Genomic DNA, 16,752 nt, shown 5'->3' with positions numbered 1-16,752 from the left:
AGCGCTGTTAATACGCTATGATGTTGTACATATATTATTCATTTTGAGCAAACAGTTTCGACTCAAGTAACCACTCATCAGTATTACTTCAATTATTTGGGCTCATCAACTGGCGGCGCTGACATATCCCAGGCAATCGTAAAACCATTCTTGTAGCGTAAGTCTACAGATTGCATCTCATCTCGGCGTCCGCTTAACTGATTACCAAGTAACTGGCTTAGATTCAGTAATTTTTGTGCGGTGTTCTCATTATCGACGATGACGCGCAAGCCATTATCAAAACGAATGAGCCAAGTCATTCTTGGTGACAAAATAATGTCTTCAACCTGCATATCAAGTGGCGCATACCAATCATTGACTTGCTGCATTTGCTGCATAATGACTGGCGCTTGAGCGATTTCACCTTGCAGAGTAGCAAAGCGCTCTTGCGTCAAGTCGCTACTATCAGCAGGAACGAACACAGATCCTTTTGCATCAACCAAACGCTCTGTCCCAAAATTAGCGACTGCTTGCTTAGGTAGTGCAGTAACTACAATGCCGCGTTGCCAGTCTCGAGAGATACTCACTTGATCAACCCATGCAAGGCTTGTCGTAATATCTCTTAATGCTTGCAAATCAGAAGTAAAAAAACTGCTGACCTTTTGCTGATCCATCACTGTCTGCAATGAGTTGTATTGAGCGGTAGAGAGCCCTTGATTGCTGACATGAATCTCAGCAGGCGGTGCATCACGTAACGCTTTACCACCCATTATCAATATTAGTACCAATAATCCTAATACCAATATCATAAAAAGATATCGGGCCGAGGTTGGTAATTGGAGTTTGGATGCTGGGCGACCGGCTTTATCACTCATCAAGTCAGTTACCTCGTTGACAGTTTGAGCCATAACGACCTTTGTCCCTATATTTGCATAAAACTGATCATGCTAATTATTGATGTAAATCTGCAAGTTTTTGCAGAAGCTTATTAAAGCAATATATTATCAAAGACTGTCAATAAAAAGACTGATAGTCAGCGATTATTCTTATTTAAACGTAACATTTTTCTTAGGTTATGAATAACTTATAGGTTATCCCTGCAAAAAACGTAAATATTACTAAAACAAAGCTATTCTTACAATATTAACGTATTTTATAGGCAAACAATAGCGTAACGCTCGCTAGTAGCCTTGAATTTACACAAGTTTACATGAAGCTATGTTATAGCAGCTCTAGTGATACATTGACGGCTTTTTTGACTAAAATCGCCATGCTACAAAAGTGATAAAGCTGAGAAATTATAAACCTCTATATAATTTATCATTGCCCATGCTTTAACATAGCTCATTTACTCAATATGGTTGTCATCAGACTCATTGCTAAAAAATCGTGATAAATATGATGAGCGCCACATCAAAAAATTAGACTGTCTGCGATAATATGTGCCAGCACAATGTGTCAAAATCCATGCCTCTAGCTTTGGCTGCCATTGGTACCAAACTATGACTGGTCATACCGGGCACGGTATTGATCTCAAGCAACCAAAAATTCCCTGCTTCATCCTGCATGGCGTCAATACGTCCCCAACCTTTTGCATCTACAGCACGGAATGCCGCCAGACTTAACTCTTGCAGATGCTTCTCATCAGCAGCGCTCAATCCGCAAGGAATATAGTAGCTGGTATCGTTACGATTATACTTGGCCTCAAAGTCATAGAAATTGGTGATATCAGCAGGCTCAAGTCGAATGACAGGATAAGCTTCGTCATCGATAATCACAATCGTAAACTCACGACCTGTGATCCAGCGCTCAGCCATCACGGCATCACCACACTGTACTGCTGTGGCATAGGCAGCAGGTAACTCATCGAGATGATTGACCTTGGTCATACCAATACTTGAGCCTTCATGAACGGGCTTGATGATAAGCGGCAGTCCTAGCATATTGACCACTTGCTGCCAGTCAGTGTCTGCCGTCAATAATGAAAACGGTGCTGTGGATAAGCCGCAACCTTGCCAAAGTTGTTTGGTACGCACTTTGTCCATACCTAATGCTGATGCCAAAATGCCAGATCCCGTTTGCGGTATATCAAACCACTGTAATACACCTTGCAATAGACCGTCTTCGCCGCCACGACCGTGCAAGACATTAAACACGCGATCGTAATCACGTAATTCTGTGATGTCTTGATGCTTAGGATCAAAATGAGTGGCGTCGACACCTTGGTTTTGCAATGCCTGCAATACAGCCGCCCCACTATCCAAAGACACGCTGCGCTCATTGCTGCTACCACCATAGATCACAGCGACTTTACCAAACTGAGCGGCATCTTTTACATGACCAGTCATCGTACTGATAGATTTTTTATTCTCTTCCTCATTTGGCGAAATGCTCGCGTCGCTTTGTCCTGCTTGTGCAGCCGCCGCCAATGCTGGTTCTGGATTGGTGATAGCTGACCTATCTTCGGTATCATCGATAGCGAGGTTCTGAGTACTCATGTTTTCTTTATTATTAGTCGTCATGAAGATAGTTCCTAAATTTTAGCTTACTTGATGTAAAGATTATTGGCAGCCAAATCAATAGCGATATGCCCCACATTACCCGCGCCTTGCGTGATAAGCATGTCATTGGCTTTTAATAAACGCTGCATCACAGGGGCAAGATTGTCTTTGTCAATAATCGTCGGTTCAACTTCACCGCGCAGACGGATACTACGCGCTAATGACTTGGTATCAGCGCCTATAATCGGGCTTTCACCTGCTGAATATACATCCAATAGTAGCAGCTCATCAACACTTGATAGCACTTCGACAAAATCGTCATAGCAATCACGGGTACGGCTATAACGATGCGGTTGAAATAACATCACTAAACGGCGATCAGGAAAGCTTTGGCGAGCGGCTTTGATGGTTGCGTCAACTTCTTTTGGATGATGACCGTAATCATCAATCAGTAGGACATTGCCATCATCGATATCGACTGAGGCATGCTGCTCAAAACGGCGGCCTACCCCTTCAAATTTCTGCAAGGCACGCTCAATCGCGGTATCATCGACACCTTCATCCGTTGCCATGGTGATAGCAGCCAGTGCATTATAGACATTATGTGTACCAGGAATGTTTAATGTCAGACGCAATGGCTCACGGTCACGGCGCAATACAGTAAAGTGAGTCTTGGTACCTTCTGCCACCAGATCGACAGCTTGTACGTCATTAAATGGCTCAAGGCCAAAGGTCAATACTGGTCGACCAATATCATCAATCATTGCATACAGCTCAGGGTCATCACCGCATACCACGGCCAAGCCGTAAAACGGCATATTGTGTAGAAACTGAATGTATGCGGCTTTTAATTTATCAAAGCTGTTGCCATAGGTTTCCATATGATCTTGATCGATATTGGTCACAATTGCTGCCATTGGGCGCAGTGATAAAAAAGACGCATCGGACTCATCCGCTTCTGCTACCAAGAAACGGCTGTTGCCTAGTGCTGCATTTTTACCTGAGGCATTTAGCTTACCACCAATCACATAGGTAGGATCTAGCTGTCCTTCTGCCATCATGGTGGTGAGCAAACTGGTCGTCGTCGTTTTACCATGCGCACCAGCAACGGCAATACCATGACGATAGCGCATCAACTCGCCGAGCATATCGGCGCGGCGTACGACTGGCAGGCGAGCTTCAAGCGCAGCTTTTACTTCAGGATTGCTACGATCAATCGCTGATGACACGACGATCACGTCAGCGTTGGCAATATTCTTGGAATCATGACCAATCGATATTTTGATGCCAATCTGCTGTAGACGCTTCGTCACCAAGCTTTCTGCAATGTCCGAACCACTGACTTGATAGCCTTGATTGTTCATTACCTCAGCGATGCCGCACATGCCTGAGCCACCAATACCAATAAAATGCAAATGCTGAATACGGCGCATTTCTGGTATTTCAATCAAACGCTTAGGAAGGGCTTTGGCAGAGGTAGACATAAAATTTTCTCTTTATTAAGGGATAATAAAAATTAAAGGACAGTAAATATGATTAATAAAAAACGACAAGTAGCAAAAATTTAGACTATAAGGCTTGCCAAATAATATCAGCGACTTGCTTACTCGCACTACGATTGGCAAGCGCATGACCTTTTTGGGCCATCTCAAGGCACTTCTCTCGATTGAGTACGCTAAGCTCATCACTTAAACGTTTGGCCGTTAGCTCTGACTGTGGCAATAAAACCGCAGCAGCATGCGAGGTCAATGTGCGCGCATTGGCGGTTTGATGATCATCAACCGCATGTGGTAGCGGTACAAAAATAGCAGCAATACCGACATTTTGGATTTCAGTCACTGTCAATGCACCGGCGCGGCAAACGATAATATCTGCCCAGTTGTAGGCCGCCGCCATATCATCGATAAAGGGTTGCACTGTGAACTGATGCTTGCTTAAATCTTGCTCACTATAAGCCGCCTGAGTGGCTGCTTCGTTATTGCGTCCGCATTGATGGAGGACTTCAAACGGTTGGTCTAGCAAAGCCAGTGCTTTTGGCACGGTCTCATTCAATACCTGAGCACCAAGCGAGCCACCCACGACCAGCAGTTTAAGCGGTGAGCTATCATTGATATCATAACGCACCTTTGGCTCTGCGACACCAGTGATGGCGTTACGCACAGGATTGCCAACTGTTTCAAGCTTGGCATCTTGTTCACTATTGGCAAAAGTGTTCTCGAATGCTTGTAATACTTTGGTAGACAGCTTAGACAGATAACGATTACTCATACCAGCGATGGCATTTTGTTCATGGATAATCAGCGGTGTATTGGTCAGACGTGCAGCAAGTCCACCAGGCGCACTCACGTAGCCACCGAACCCAACGACCACATCGATCTGGTTACTGCGAATCACTTTCACCGCAGCCATCGTCGCTGACAATAACGTTACTGGCAGCTTAACTAAACGACCCACGCCCTTACCGCGCAGCCCCTGCATATTGATGGCATGAAAAGGATAACCCGTCGGTTCAACCAAACCATTTTCCATACCATTTGGCGTTCCAAGCCAATGAATAACCGCACCGCGACCGGTCAGCTCATCGCTCACTGCAAGCGCGGGAAAAACATGTCCGCCCGTCCCAGCTGCCATCATCAATATATGCGGTGTTTTCATGGAGATCTGCCTATCTTTACTTTACTTATATGAAGGATTTGTCCTACTACTATGATGCCATTTACTAAAAAAATGACACGGTAAAAGCCCGCATAGTATAGAGGAAATCATTGTCTTATATACAGTACTTTATGCAGTAGAAATAACAAAAAAACCAAGCCATGAGCTGGCATGACTTGGCGTCATGTACTACTGACACACGACCATACAAGGCAATGATAAACGAGGTATTAAGACGTACTTTCTTTAATGGACATCTGTCTTAGACTGTCTAAAACTATACCGTAAATTTATTTTCGATTGCCATGATAAAGTCGGTCGCGATATCGGTACCGCACTGATCATCAATCTCACGTACGCACGTTGGGCTGGTGACATTAATCTCAGTAATACGTCCACCGATCAAGTCCAAACCCACGAACATCAGACCTTTTTCTTTGACAATCGGCGCCACAACTTCTGCCACTTGACGCTCAATATCGGTTAATGGCATCGCCACACCGCTACCACCTGCGGCAAGATTGCCACGGGTCTCGCCTTTGCTTGGGATACGCGCCAAGCTATAGTCGACCACAACGCCATCTACAATAAGTACGCGTTTATCACCTGCTTTAATCTCTGGCAAATAACGCTGCGCCATGATTGGCAAAGTCTCAAGCTCAGTCAGCACCTCAATCGTCACGCCAATATTTGGACTATCAGCAGTCAGACGGAAGATACCCGTACCGCCCATACCATCTAGCGGCTTAACGATGACATCTTGATGCTCAGCGATAAACTTGCGAATGTGAGCCTGTTTGCTGGTCACAATCGTTGGGCTCATATACTCACTAAACCACGTCGCAAATAATTTCTCATTACAATCACGAATGGCTTGCGGATCATTGACCACGAGCACGCCTGCTGCTTTGGCATGATCAAGCATATAAGTGGCATAAATAAAGCGCATATCAAACGGTGGGTCTTTGCGCATCAAAATCACGTCATAGTCAGCAATTGAGCCTGTCGTTTTATCACCCAGTGTATAAAAATCTGCAGGATCACGCTTCACCGTAAGCGGCTGAGTATCGACCATTAATTGTCCACGGTCCAACCACAAGTCATGAATCTGACAGTAACCAAGCTGATGACCACGGTCTTGAGCGGCCCACATCATAGCGAGACTGGTGTCTTTTTTATAATTGACCCGCTCGATAGGATCCATAATGACGAGTATTTTTAGCGATTTTTCTTGGTTTTGTTGGCTCATTGTTTGACTCATGGTAGGGCTCACTTACGTTATATTATTAGTATAAAACAGGCTCAGTGCCTAACTATACGCCGTACTGCTCACGGTAATGTTGCATTTTGGCTAACTGGGTCGCGTCTTTATGTTGGCCGTTTTGTGCACCATGGTCATCTGCCAGATAACTGATTAAATCGTCAATATCAACCAATGCACGCACTGGCACTGCTAATGTGGCAGCAAGCTCTTGAATAGCAGAGTGCTCAGCTTGGCCTTTTTCTTTGCGATCAAGCGCGACGATAATACCCGCAACGCTTGCTCCTGCTTGCTCTAAAATCTCGACCACTTCACGCATCGCTGTGCCTGCTGTGATGACATCGTCAAGCACCCAAACAGCCTTTCCACTTACGTCAGCACCGACCAAATTGCCCCCTTCACCGTGGGTTTTGGCTTCTTTACGATTGTAACCCCAATTTGCATTGATGCCATGATGTAGCCATAACGCTTGTGCGGTCGCTGCGACAAAAGGAATACCTTTATAAGCCGCACCAAAGATGACTAGCTCTTGCTCATTACCGTCATTATTTGCCGCAATTATCTGTTCAGCTAATGCATCTGCATAACCACGTGCTAGCAGTGATAACATCTCACCCGTTGCAAGCAGACCTGCATTAAAAAAATATGGACTGATACGACCAGACTTGAGGACAAACTCGCCGAATTTAAGTACTTGGTTATCTAAAGCCAGTTGAATAAATTGATGAGATGAAAACGTTGGGTCTTGCGGGCGCGATACGTGAGACATGATGACATTCCTATGGGCAAAAAGAGGGGCGAAAAAATTTGCATTATTGTACGCATTATTGATCAGCTTGACCAACCGTTGATCTCGTAATCCTGCATATTGGCATAGCGAGTCAACAAACCACTACGCGACGAGATATTAAAATAACTCTGTCCATTTGCCCGCACTTGTATCTCCCAGCCTAAATGATACGCAGCAACAATGATGTGACCGGCAAAAACTCGGATCTGACGATATGCGTGGCGCTGCGTAGGCTCACAGACAATCTGACTGAGCAAATAACTACGTACGTGCTGGCAAATTTGCGCGGCACTATAGCTATGATTGATACTTTTACGAGTACTACATTGCTTTAGCGCATGGACAGCAGCGCTACATGCCATAATGTCTGTTGCCAAACTGCCCTCACCTGTCTCAAATTGCTGCGGTTGCAAAATCACTTGCCAATCATCGGCATACAGGCTACTCAGTAGCTCATCAGGATTATAGCGTTTGATCAATGCGCGCAGAGAGGCTAAAGACTCGTTAACTTTGTCATTGTTATTTGGCTCAGCCATCTCGTCGCTATCAGCAGAGCCAAACCCATATCGGTTGAGTTTTGGAGAGGTACGAATCGCCTGCTGGATATCTGACATGTCTAATAATGTCATCTCTGATAATGGCGATAATAAGGGCTGATCACTGTGGTTCTGATAAAAGCTATCAGGCAACTCGACAAGCTGCGCCGCCTTGAGTAATGATAAATGCTCTGCCAAGGCTTCTGAAGCAATCAGCGACCATTTTGACAAGCTATCTGTATTAGGCTGATAAAACCGCGTCGAATTACCATAAAGCCGGCGCAACTGGCCGTTTAAGCGACGGGCAGGCTCAGGAATATCACTTAATGGTCTGGCAGGATCAATGGGTGATCGTTTGGGATCAAAATTAGGGTGTACGATTGCAGGTTGCTGTGAATCAGCTAGCATAGAGGACTGCCCAGCATTGCCTTCTGTAAGCTTACTGCCTTCTGCTGCCAGATTAGCATGAGACAAACGGTCATCAGAAGTAGAAGGCTGGGTCATGAAATCTCCATACAAAATAAAATATAAAACCAACAAAAACGATCGAACTAAAAGACGATCTTAAGCTCAAGAGTTTATACTTAAATACTTACGCTGAAAAGCTTACCCTTGATGGGCCAAAATATCACGGTATCCTGTTTGCCAATCAGCGTACTCAAGCCAAGCTAACGGAATATTGCTATGCAAGCGCTTTCCTGTCACTGACGGCTTCTTTTCATCGATAGTAGGCGCGGCTTCACCGATTTGTTCACTCAACCAAACGCCAAGCTCAAAGGTAGTCACAGGCCTGTAGTCTGTCGCAAGGTAGAGTGGCTTTGGTGCTTCTGTCGTCAATACATTAGCGATGATAGTGACCAAATCGCGATCCATAATACGATTGCTCCAATGCTCGGCGGCTACTGGCTCTTTTTGTGGCTCGCGAGCTTTTCGCAGGCGCATAAGGCGCTCACGTCCATAAATGCCGCTAGGACGGATTATAATGGCTTTGTCACCAAAGCTTTGTTGCAGCACCTGTTCGGCTTGCAATATGACCTTTGATGCATCACGCTCAGGCGTCATAGGTTCAGTATGCTCATCGATCCATTCGCCATTATCTTGACCATAAACACCAGTAGAAGAAATAAACACGACGCGCTGCAAATTCGCCAGATTCGGAGCAAGCGTTGCCAAATGCTCTGTAATCGCCAAGTAGCTGTCATGATAACCGCTGGTCGAATACTCATCAGGTGTGACGATAATCGCAATATGCGTAAATGTTTGCAGCTGCTCGGTCGTCAGAGTCAGCGCATCAGCCTGCAAAAAATTGGCGTTATTCACTAAAGCATAATGATGACGCTCACTACGAGCCAGCCCTGTCACCGAAAAGCCGTCTTGTGCCAGCTTATTGGTGACTGGCGAACCAATATCACCTTGACCGATAATGAGTACATTTGGCGCATTCATAAAGCATCTTTCCTTTTATACAACTTATGCAGCGCTAAGAGATAATCCTATAGTCAATCAATATTAAAAGTGGTACAAGGCAGACGAGTGCAAGTACTACAATAGTAGGCTAAACGAGTCTAACGCTGTAACACTTTAATAGTGGTTCGACTATACTTAAAAATACCGTCTGTATGACAGCTGTATATCCTCATTCGCATCGACGCGCTTTTGCCAGTCATAGCTGGCATTGATACGTAGTGCTTGTTTTTTATCAATATCGTATTGTAAACCGAGGCTTGAGATGGGTTGCCAATAATGACCACGAACGTTGGACTCATCGCTGCTGCCATGATACCAATATGGCAATTGCAATTCAGCTTGCGCACGTAACTGATTGTTAATCTGATAACGACAGCCGGCATTAACACCTGCACCTACGCGAAAGCCTTTATTAATACCGCGCCCTGCTTGCGCGGTCCCGGCCAAAAACGTATAGCATAGCTGCGGTGGCATCTCACCCGTACCACTGCTTGGCGTACCAAATGCCCACGACCAGCCCGTCTCATAACCCACACTACCCACCAAATGATCACGCCCGCCCTCTTGTGAGCCATCATTCACTCGCGTCGCCTCAATGCTTGCACCCCACGTTTTGCCTTTTTTGCCAGCATTGATAGGATTAAAAGAGCGCCCCTGAATCAAAGTCGCATTTTGTAAGACCACGCTGTCCGGTTGATTGGGCTTATCATCATCTGTGTCATATAGACGTAAGGTCGCAGCCAACCCTTCTAAATTAAAAAACTGTGAATACCCTGACGCGTGGTCAAGCGTATCATGAAACCCTGCTCTAAACCCAATATCGATATAGTCATTGTCACCGCGCTGACCGATAGCTATCACTCCCAACTGTAGTGGATGCCTATCTATTGGGTTATTATCCGATACCTCGATTTGACGTTTGCGTAACCGTTGTCCATCATCTGATAGGCTTGATACAGGATTGATCTGTGCCGATTTTATCTCATTTAAGGTTTGTTTGGCGCTGTTATGATAACCCAACTGCGCGCGTTGTTGCTTAACGTCATTAAGCTGAGCTTGACGCAACGTATTGTCGGCCGGTGTATAAGTGGCATTTGCCAAAAGATTTTGACTGTTTAATAACTGAATAACATCAGAGGGCACGACCACATAAGCCAGTTGCTTCAATAAATTCTGCTGAGGACGAATAACGTCGATCAGGCGCAGAATCTCAGAAGCACAATTATCCGTGGTGAAGTAATATGGCATTTTTAGCGACTTGGTCTCCCAAACATGGCGCATAACCTGCTGTACTTCACTAGATGTCAGATTCAACTGATACGTCCACGTATCACGCTCATCGTCTTGTAGATATTTTGCGAGCTTTTGGGGATAAGGATCAATCTCGATGGCGCTGTCATAACTGCCAATCATGGATTTGGTCGCATAGATTGGAAAGCTATCGTTTGGATCACCGTCCACCGTATAATTGAGCGCATACGCCTGACTGATTTGATTGGGATCTGCTACGCTCGATTTTGAATCAATGCGCAATAACGTATGACCAAAGGCAGAGAGTGGGTTGTCCAAATACTCCTCAGCAAACACAATAGACAGTTGCTCAGGCGCCAATGTCGACATCCAGTCATCCAGCTCTGGACACTCATTTGTCAGACTCGCATCATCGATAGCTAACTTTTCTTTTAGCCATGCCACTCGTGCTGGGAAACGGCACAGAACGGAATTATTATTGGCTTGAGTTTTTATATGAATGTTTGCTTGGTTATTACCAGTTGTCTGCGATGTGAATTCTTTTGCCAGTGCGACTAGTGTCGCGTCTAATTCTGCGGCTGAATCCTGCTGACCGTTATCACTCAAAAAAAAGCTTGGGTCGTCGACCAGACTCTCCGTTTTCTTTTTAGAAAACATACTGCTTTGATCATCGTAAAAATACAATAAGCGTCGCCATGTTGTATGCTGTGCTAGATTGTCAGTTTTTGCCTGTCGACGCCATGTTGCCAGTAACTGCTCTGTCGCCATATCTGACCCAGACGCAGTATTATTTTGAGTATTGTTTCCGGTATTACTGAGACTAGATGTCTCAATGCGAACAGCATCTTCAGCGTCACTAGGTGGTATGCTATCTGATAATTCAGATGAGAGCGCTCCTTCGGTGACTAATAAAGGCGTCGGTAAAAATGCCTGCGTGTTTGCAGAAAACAATAGCGCCGCTATCGCCAATGGCAGTCGCGCTCGCTGACCAATGGTTATTAGAGTATAAGTTCCAGACGTAGACATCGGTTTTATAGACATGAGGCAGGCTCTCACACGTTATTATTTATACGCTATTCGCGCTGTGAAGGTTCATTCTGCTAGAGACTCAAATGATATAAGCAAGCTGCGACCATCTAACTACTTTGATAAACTTTCTATCACAACATCACCAATACTATTATAAAAAGAGAGCTTTATGCCCGATTCATCATTATCTACATTGCCAATGACAATCACAGATGGTTTGCTGTCAGCCGCTACTTGGCTGGCCTCACCAAACTACAATATCAGGCCAAAAGGTCTAAGTATTGATGCCATCATTATTCATAATATTAGCCTACCACCCAATGAGTTTGGTGCGTGCGACTCTAGCGGCACGCATTATGTAAAAGCATTATTCACTAATCAATTAGATTGGGATGCGCACCCTTATTTTCAGACAATCAAAGGCGCAGAAGTGTCAGCGCACCTGTTTATTGAGCGTGACGGGGCTATCACTCAGTTTGTCAATTTTAACGAACGCGCTTGGCACGCTGGACGGTCTAGCTACTTAGGCCGACCTGAATGTAATGATTATAGCATTGGCATTGAGCTTGAAGGGTCAGATTTTGTGTCCTTCACTTCTGCTCAATATGAGAAGCTCGCAGCGGTAATTGCGGCTATTTATGAAGCGTACCCGAAAACGCAGCGACATTTGACAGGGCATAGTGATATTGCGCCAGGGCGTAAGACGGATCCTGGTGATTATTTTGAATGGGCAAGGTTGCGGGAGCTAGTTGCAGGGTTATTACGAAATAACTCTTTATCACTGCAAAAATGATTTCCACATCCAATCCATTTATCTCGATTGTGAAAGTGCTATAATTCGTCAGTTTTTTTGCAACAGCAAATCAGCACACTACCTCTTACACAACCCTGTACACAACTTAGCAAGATAGGTTCTCATGGCAAAAAGTCGGTTATTTCGTTCAACCATGGTGGTCAGCAGTATGACCATGTTATCGCGTATTTTAGGTTTGGTACGCGATGTCGTATTACTAGGGGTTTTTGGGGCTGGCGGTTTGATGGACGCCTTTTTGGTCGCCTTCAAAATCCCAAACTTTTTGCGACGACTGTTTGCTGAAGGGGCGTTTAGCCAAGCATTCGTTCCTGTGCTATCCGAGTACAAGGAAAAGTACAGCTTACAGCAAGTACAGATTTTAGTCAGTCGCACCTCGGGCGCTCTCTTGCTGGTGTTGTCGATGCTGACAGTTGTTGTTATCTTAATCGCGCCTTGGGTAGTGACGTTGTTTGCCCCCGGTTTTGCCGATCAACCTGACAAATTTGCCATTACCGCTGAATTACTCCGCCTTACCTTCCCTTATTTGCTGTTTATTTCTATGACGGCTTTTGCCAGTGGTATTTTGCAAAGTTATGGCCGTTTTGCTGCGCCCGCCTTTGCCCCAGTCCTATTGAATTTATGTATGATTGGTGGTGCGCTGATTTTTGCGCCGATGTTTGATACGCCTATTATGGCGCTTGGCTATTCCGTGGCGATCGCAGGACTATTGCAATTCTTAATACAACTGCCTCAGCTATGGCAACAAAAACTACTGGTCGCGCCCAAGATTGACTTTCAGCACGAGGGCGTTCGCCGCATTCTAAAATTAATGCTGCCTGCTATCTTTGGTGTGTCTGTCACTCAGATTAACTTATTGCTGAACACCGTTTTTGCCTCCTTGATGATTGGTGGTTCGGTGTCTTGGCTCTACGCGGCTGAGCGTATGAGCGAGCTACCACTAGGGCTGATTGGTGTAGCGATTGGTACGGTCATATTACCAAGTCTGTCAAAAAGTGAAGCGCAAAAAGACGATGTTAGTTTCAAAAAGACCATCGACTGGGCCGCGCGCCTTATCATTTTGGTCGGTGTGCCTGCCTCGGCTGCGCTCTTTGTACTCGCAGATGTGCTGATGCAAGCCCTGTTCTTACGTGGTGAGTTTACCTTACGCGATGCCCAGATGAGTGCACTGGCATTACGTAGTATGGCAGGTGGTATCTTAGGATTCATGCTGATCAAGATCTTTGCCCCTGCATTTTTTGCGCGTCAAGACACCAGAACACCTGTCAAGATCGGCATCATTTCTGTTATTGCCAACATGGTATTTAGTGTCATCTTTATTGGGATATTCTATTTCTTAGAAATGCCATTACATGGTGGCCTAGCCTTGGCAACGACGGGCGCAGCGTTCGTAAACGCAGGCTTGCTCTATTACTTCTTACACAAGCGCGATATTTTCCGTTTTGGCCCCCATTGGAACAAACTATTCACACAGTTTGCCATTTCGACTGGCTCCATGATTGGCGTACTTTACCTCATGTTACCCTACTTCCCTACTAATGAAGCCCAGTGGCAACGCATCATCGCACTCGTGATTATGTGTGTCGCCGGAGCGCTCGTCTATGGCGTGGTATTGCTAGCGACAGGTTTCCGTCCTCGCCAGCTCAAACACGGATAAGCCAACGTAGATATAGGCATGAGCTTGGCTTACGAAACCAAAACAAGCCTATCATCAGAATTGACAATGCTTGCCACCAATCGTTGTCATAATGACCTATTAATGAATAACTGACATTTGAGGTTTGATATGACAACGAAACAGCCACTCTTCCAGCGCTTACCGCTTCTCCTTGCAACAGGTGTACTCGGTACTGGACTACTGCTGAGCGGTTGCAGCAACAATGAGTCTGCAGACACTGAAACTGCTACCAACAATGAAGAGGTTGCAGCTGTCGTTGATACTTCAGAAGAAGACACAGCTGAGCAAAAAGACACAGCAGATAGCACAAGCGAAACGACTCAAGTCACAGATGATACTGAGAATACAACGACCATTGATAATGACAATATCAATCCAGTCACTGCTCCGACCAACCAAAAAAGCCTAGTGACCAATCCGACCCAAGCGGGTACACCAGAGGACACGGTCAAAAAAGCACTAAATAGTTTGTATTATGGTGATGTGAAGGATGCGGCAGGCTACTATCAAGTAGATATGGCAAACTTTGAGCAAGAGCTTGCCAACACTCAATCGGCGTTTCAACAAACGGTCGATGGCGTGACGATTACTGACACAACGTACAATGATGACAAAACGCGCGCTACTATTACAGGCGAGTTGATGCTCAAAGGACAAAGCGACCCTGCACCATTGACCTATCAATTACAGAAAATAGATGGTCAGTGGAAAATTTTGGGTTAAGGTACTTTGCTCTAATTATCTGCAATGTTGTCCGATGCCACGGCTTTACCAAGCATCACAACATCAGCGATAAACCCGTCCATATCGCAAACTTCTGGCATATATCCCCACTGCTCAAAGCCAAGTTTACGGAACAGTCCCAAACTTGGCTGATTGTGGGCAAAGATAAGGGCAACGATATTTCTGATTCCTAAACTGGGCGCTTGCGTCAACATCCAGCGTGTCAACAGACTGCCCAACCCTTTACTCTGATAATCTTGGTTCAGATAGATGCTGATTTCAGTGCTGATATGATAAGCGGTACGCGCATATAAATCACTGAAACTGCCCCATGCAACAATTGGTAGTTTTGTACTCTGTCTATCGGCATCACCTTCTAGTAATGCTTTGACTACATAAATAGGCCTCGTTGGACTATCTAAATGCTCATCGAACCAAGCTGTACGTTCTTCGAGCGTTACTAATGCCAAATTTGCCGTTGCTTGTTTGCCAGGAATACTTTGGTTATAAATCGCCAAGACTTCTGCCAAGTCTTCTTTACTGGCACGTTGTACCATAAACTGCTGGGTCAGTTGATGTGTCAACGGGGCAGTTGCTATGACATTTAAGGCAACATCGGACATAGAGTCTCCATATTGATTGGCATTATTATTGGTATTCATGATGATAGTAAAAAATCGTCATACTGATAATAGACGTATGTACAAACCATGAAATTCATAGAGCGTCATTCATACTTGCATTATCCGTAGACTATAGGATGTTAGTGTGGCTATTTTACTTTATAATGGCTAATTTTCGACACATCAATTTTGACCATAGATGTGTTTTTTCGTTTTTTATCTGGTCTCATCATAGCTGAAAACTTATGAAAACCTATTTTCTTGAGCAACTGATTACATCATCAAATGCCGCGTCTACTACTAATGACCCAGTAGAGTTAGCGCCTTGTGTGCTCACTATTGGCAATTTTGATGGCGTACACCTTGGTCATCAGGCAATGCTGGCACAAGTTCGTGATATTGCGCATACCCAAAACTTGGACGCTGCGGTCATGATATTTGAGCCACAACCACGTGAGTTTTTTGAGCCAGCTAAAGCCCCTGCGCGTTTGACCAATCTAGCAGAAAAGCAGGCACTCCTAGCACAACATGGGGTTAAAACCTTAGTGGTGGCAGGTTTTGATGAGGACTTTCGCTCATTATCAGCACAAGCCTTTGCCGATATATTAGCCAAGCGCTTAAATGTAAAAGCGCTGGTACTAGGTGACGACTTCCGCTTCGGTCATGATCGTACTGGCGATAGTCAGTTTTTGCGCGATTATGGTTTGGATGTGACTAACCTACATACCATCACTGATAGCAATATTGACAACGACCACTTGAATGATGTCAATAATGAGGCTGCACGTATTAGCTCTACTCGCATCCGTGACTTGCTATTGGCAGGTGATATTCATGCTGCCAATATACTGCTGGACCGCGACTACGCCATTACGGGGTCGGTCGTCCGTGGCGATCAAATTGGTCGCACTATGGACTTTCCTACTGCCAATATTGATTTGCAGCGAATAAAACCCGCTTTGCACGGTATTTTTGCCGTTGATGTCGTCAGTTTAGATGAGAATGGAGAGGTCATACCTGATGGTTTAATAAAGCTGGCTACTGATAACAATATAGGCGTTGCAGGTTTGCGTCCACATAGTTTGTTCGGTACCGCTAACATTGGCAAAAGACCCTCTGTTGATAAAGGTGATGACTGGCGATTGGAAGTACACTTTCCCAAACTAAAAGCAGATTTGTACGGATTGAATCTAGAAGTGCGCTTCTTGCACTTTTTGCATGGTGAGCGTCGCTACGATGGTTTGGACGCCTTGAAAGCGGGTATTCATCAAGATGTCACTGACCTACTAGAATGGCGTAATAATCAAGTTTAGCAGTCAGACGTATCTTACATTTTATCAAGTCCAAACTTCTTTGCTGTTGCGATTCCGGTATGTCCTTGACGATAGTATGCGATGACTTTGATCTTAAAGTCTAGATTGTAACGCATAAAAATACCCCATAAGTTG

Annotated in this window: 14 protein-coding genes; 4 read left to right on the top strand and 10 right to left on the bottom strand. The window is 45.0% G+C overall.

Annotated elements, in window-relative coordinates:
* Positions 1 to 92 precede the first annotated feature (92 nt).
* The 9 genes from AS194_RS06075 to AS194_RS06035 form a co-directional block, all read right to left on the bottom strand.
* On the bottom strand, positions 93 to 887 hold the full coding sequence (locus AS194_RS06075) for a cell division protein FtsQ/DivIB (RefSeq protein ID WP_058024575.1): 795 nt from the start codon (positions 885 to 887) through the stop codon (positions 93 to 95).
* Positions 888 to 1,400: 513 nt separating this feature from the next.
* Positions 1,401 to 2,501, bottom strand: coding sequence for a D-alanine--D-alanine ligase (locus AS194_RS06070; protein ID WP_397467076.1), 1,101 nt, complete (start codon positions 2,499 to 2,501; stop codon positions 1,401 to 1,403).
* Between the two features lie 23 nt (positions 2,502 to 2,524).
* Complete coding sequence (murC, locus tag AS194_RS06065; RefSeq protein ID WP_058024574.1) at positions 2,525 to 3,964, bottom strand: UDP-N-acetylmuramate--L-alanine ligase; 1,440 nt, start codon at positions 3,962 to 3,964, stop codon at positions 2,525 to 2,527.
* 85 nt (positions 3,965 to 4,049) lie between these two features.
* Positions 4,050 to 5,135, bottom strand: coding sequence for an undecaprenyldiphospho-muramoylpentapeptide beta-N-acetylglucosaminyltransferase (gene murG / locus AS194_RS06060; protein ID WP_058024573.1), 1,086 nt, complete (start codon positions 5,133 to 5,135; stop codon positions 4,050 to 4,052).
* 277 nt (positions 5,136 to 5,412) lie between these two features.
* Positions 5,413 to 6,384, bottom strand: coding sequence for a glutathione synthase (gshB, locus tag AS194_RS06055; protein WP_058024651.1), 972 nt, complete (start codon positions 6,382 to 6,384; stop codon positions 5,413 to 5,415).
* A 64-nt stretch (positions 6,385 to 6,448) separates the two neighbouring features.
* Positions 6,449 to 7,165, bottom strand: a complete 717-nt coding sequence (gene pyrE, locus AS194_RS06050) for an orotate phosphoribosyltransferase (RefSeq protein WP_058024572.1) — start codon at positions 7,163 to 7,165, stop codon at positions 6,449 to 6,451.
* 62 nt (positions 7,166 to 7,227) lie between these two features.
* Positions 7,228 to 8,226 (bottom strand): hypothetical protein, encoded by a 999-nt coding sequence (locus tag AS194_RS06045; protein WP_058024571.1) that lies wholly within the window; start codon positions 8,224 to 8,226, stop codon positions 7,228 to 7,230.
* A 102-nt stretch (positions 8,227 to 8,328) separates the two neighbouring features.
* A complete protein-coding gene (locus AS194_RS06040) occupies positions 8,329 to 9,168 on the bottom strand; it encodes an SDR family oxidoreductase (protein WP_058024570.1) in 840 nt (279 codons plus the stop codon).
* Between the two features lie 156 nt (positions 9,169 to 9,324).
* Entirely contained in the window at positions 9,325 to 11,481 is a 2,157-nt protein-coding gene (locus AS194_RS06035) for a DUF4105 domain-containing protein (RefSeq protein ID WP_152978609.1), read from the bottom strand.
* A gap of 157 nt (positions 11,482 to 11,638) precedes the next feature.
* On the opposite strand from AS194_RS06035, the gene ampD reads away from it, so the two are divergent.
* From ampD to AS194_RS06020, 3 genes are all read left to right on the top strand, one after another.
* The gene (gene ampD / locus AS194_RS06030; protein WP_058024569.1) at positions 11,639 to 12,262 is read left to right on the top strand and encodes a 1,6-anhydro-N-acetylmuramyl-L-alanine amidase AmpD; all 624 of its coding nucleotides are present in this window, start codon (positions 11,639 to 11,641) and stop codon (positions 12,260 to 12,262) included.
* A 124-nt stretch (positions 12,263 to 12,386) separates the two neighbouring features.
* Positions 12,387 to 13,937 (top strand): murein biosynthesis integral membrane protein MurJ, encoded by a 1,551-nt coding sequence (murJ, locus tag AS194_RS06025; RefSeq protein ID WP_058024568.1) that lies wholly within the window; start codon positions 12,387 to 12,389, stop codon positions 13,935 to 13,937.
* A gap of 129 nt (positions 13,938 to 14,066) precedes the next feature.
* Complete coding sequence (locus tag AS194_RS06020) at positions 14,067 to 14,681, top strand: hypothetical protein (protein WP_058024567.1); 615 nt, start codon at positions 14,067 to 14,069, stop codon at positions 14,679 to 14,681.
* A gap of 11 nt (positions 14,682 to 14,692) precedes the next feature.
* Here the strand turns inward: AS194_RS06020 and AS194_RS06015 are convergent, their stop codons facing one another.
* Entirely contained in the window at positions 14,693 to 15,304 is a 612-nt protein-coding gene (locus AS194_RS06015; protein ID WP_058024566.1) for a GNAT family N-acetyltransferase, read from the bottom strand.
* A 245-nt stretch (positions 15,305 to 15,549) separates the two neighbouring features.
* On the opposite strand from AS194_RS06015, the gene ribF reads away from it, so the two are divergent.
* The gene (ribF, locus tag AS194_RS06010; RefSeq protein ID WP_058024565.1) at positions 15,550 to 16,617 is read left to right on the top strand and encodes a riboflavin biosynthesis protein RibF; all 1,068 of its coding nucleotides are present in this window, start codon (positions 15,550 to 15,552) and stop codon (positions 16,615 to 16,617) included.
* Positions 16,618 to 16,752 lie beyond the last annotated feature (135 nt).

The sequence above is a fragment of the Psychrobacter piscatorii genome (assembly GCF_001444505.1).
GTDB lineage: Bacteria > Pseudomonadota > Gammaproteobacteria > Pseudomonadales > Moraxellaceae > Psychrobacter > Psychrobacter piscatorii_B.
This window is presented reverse-complemented; position numbering and strand designations above follow the sequence as displayed.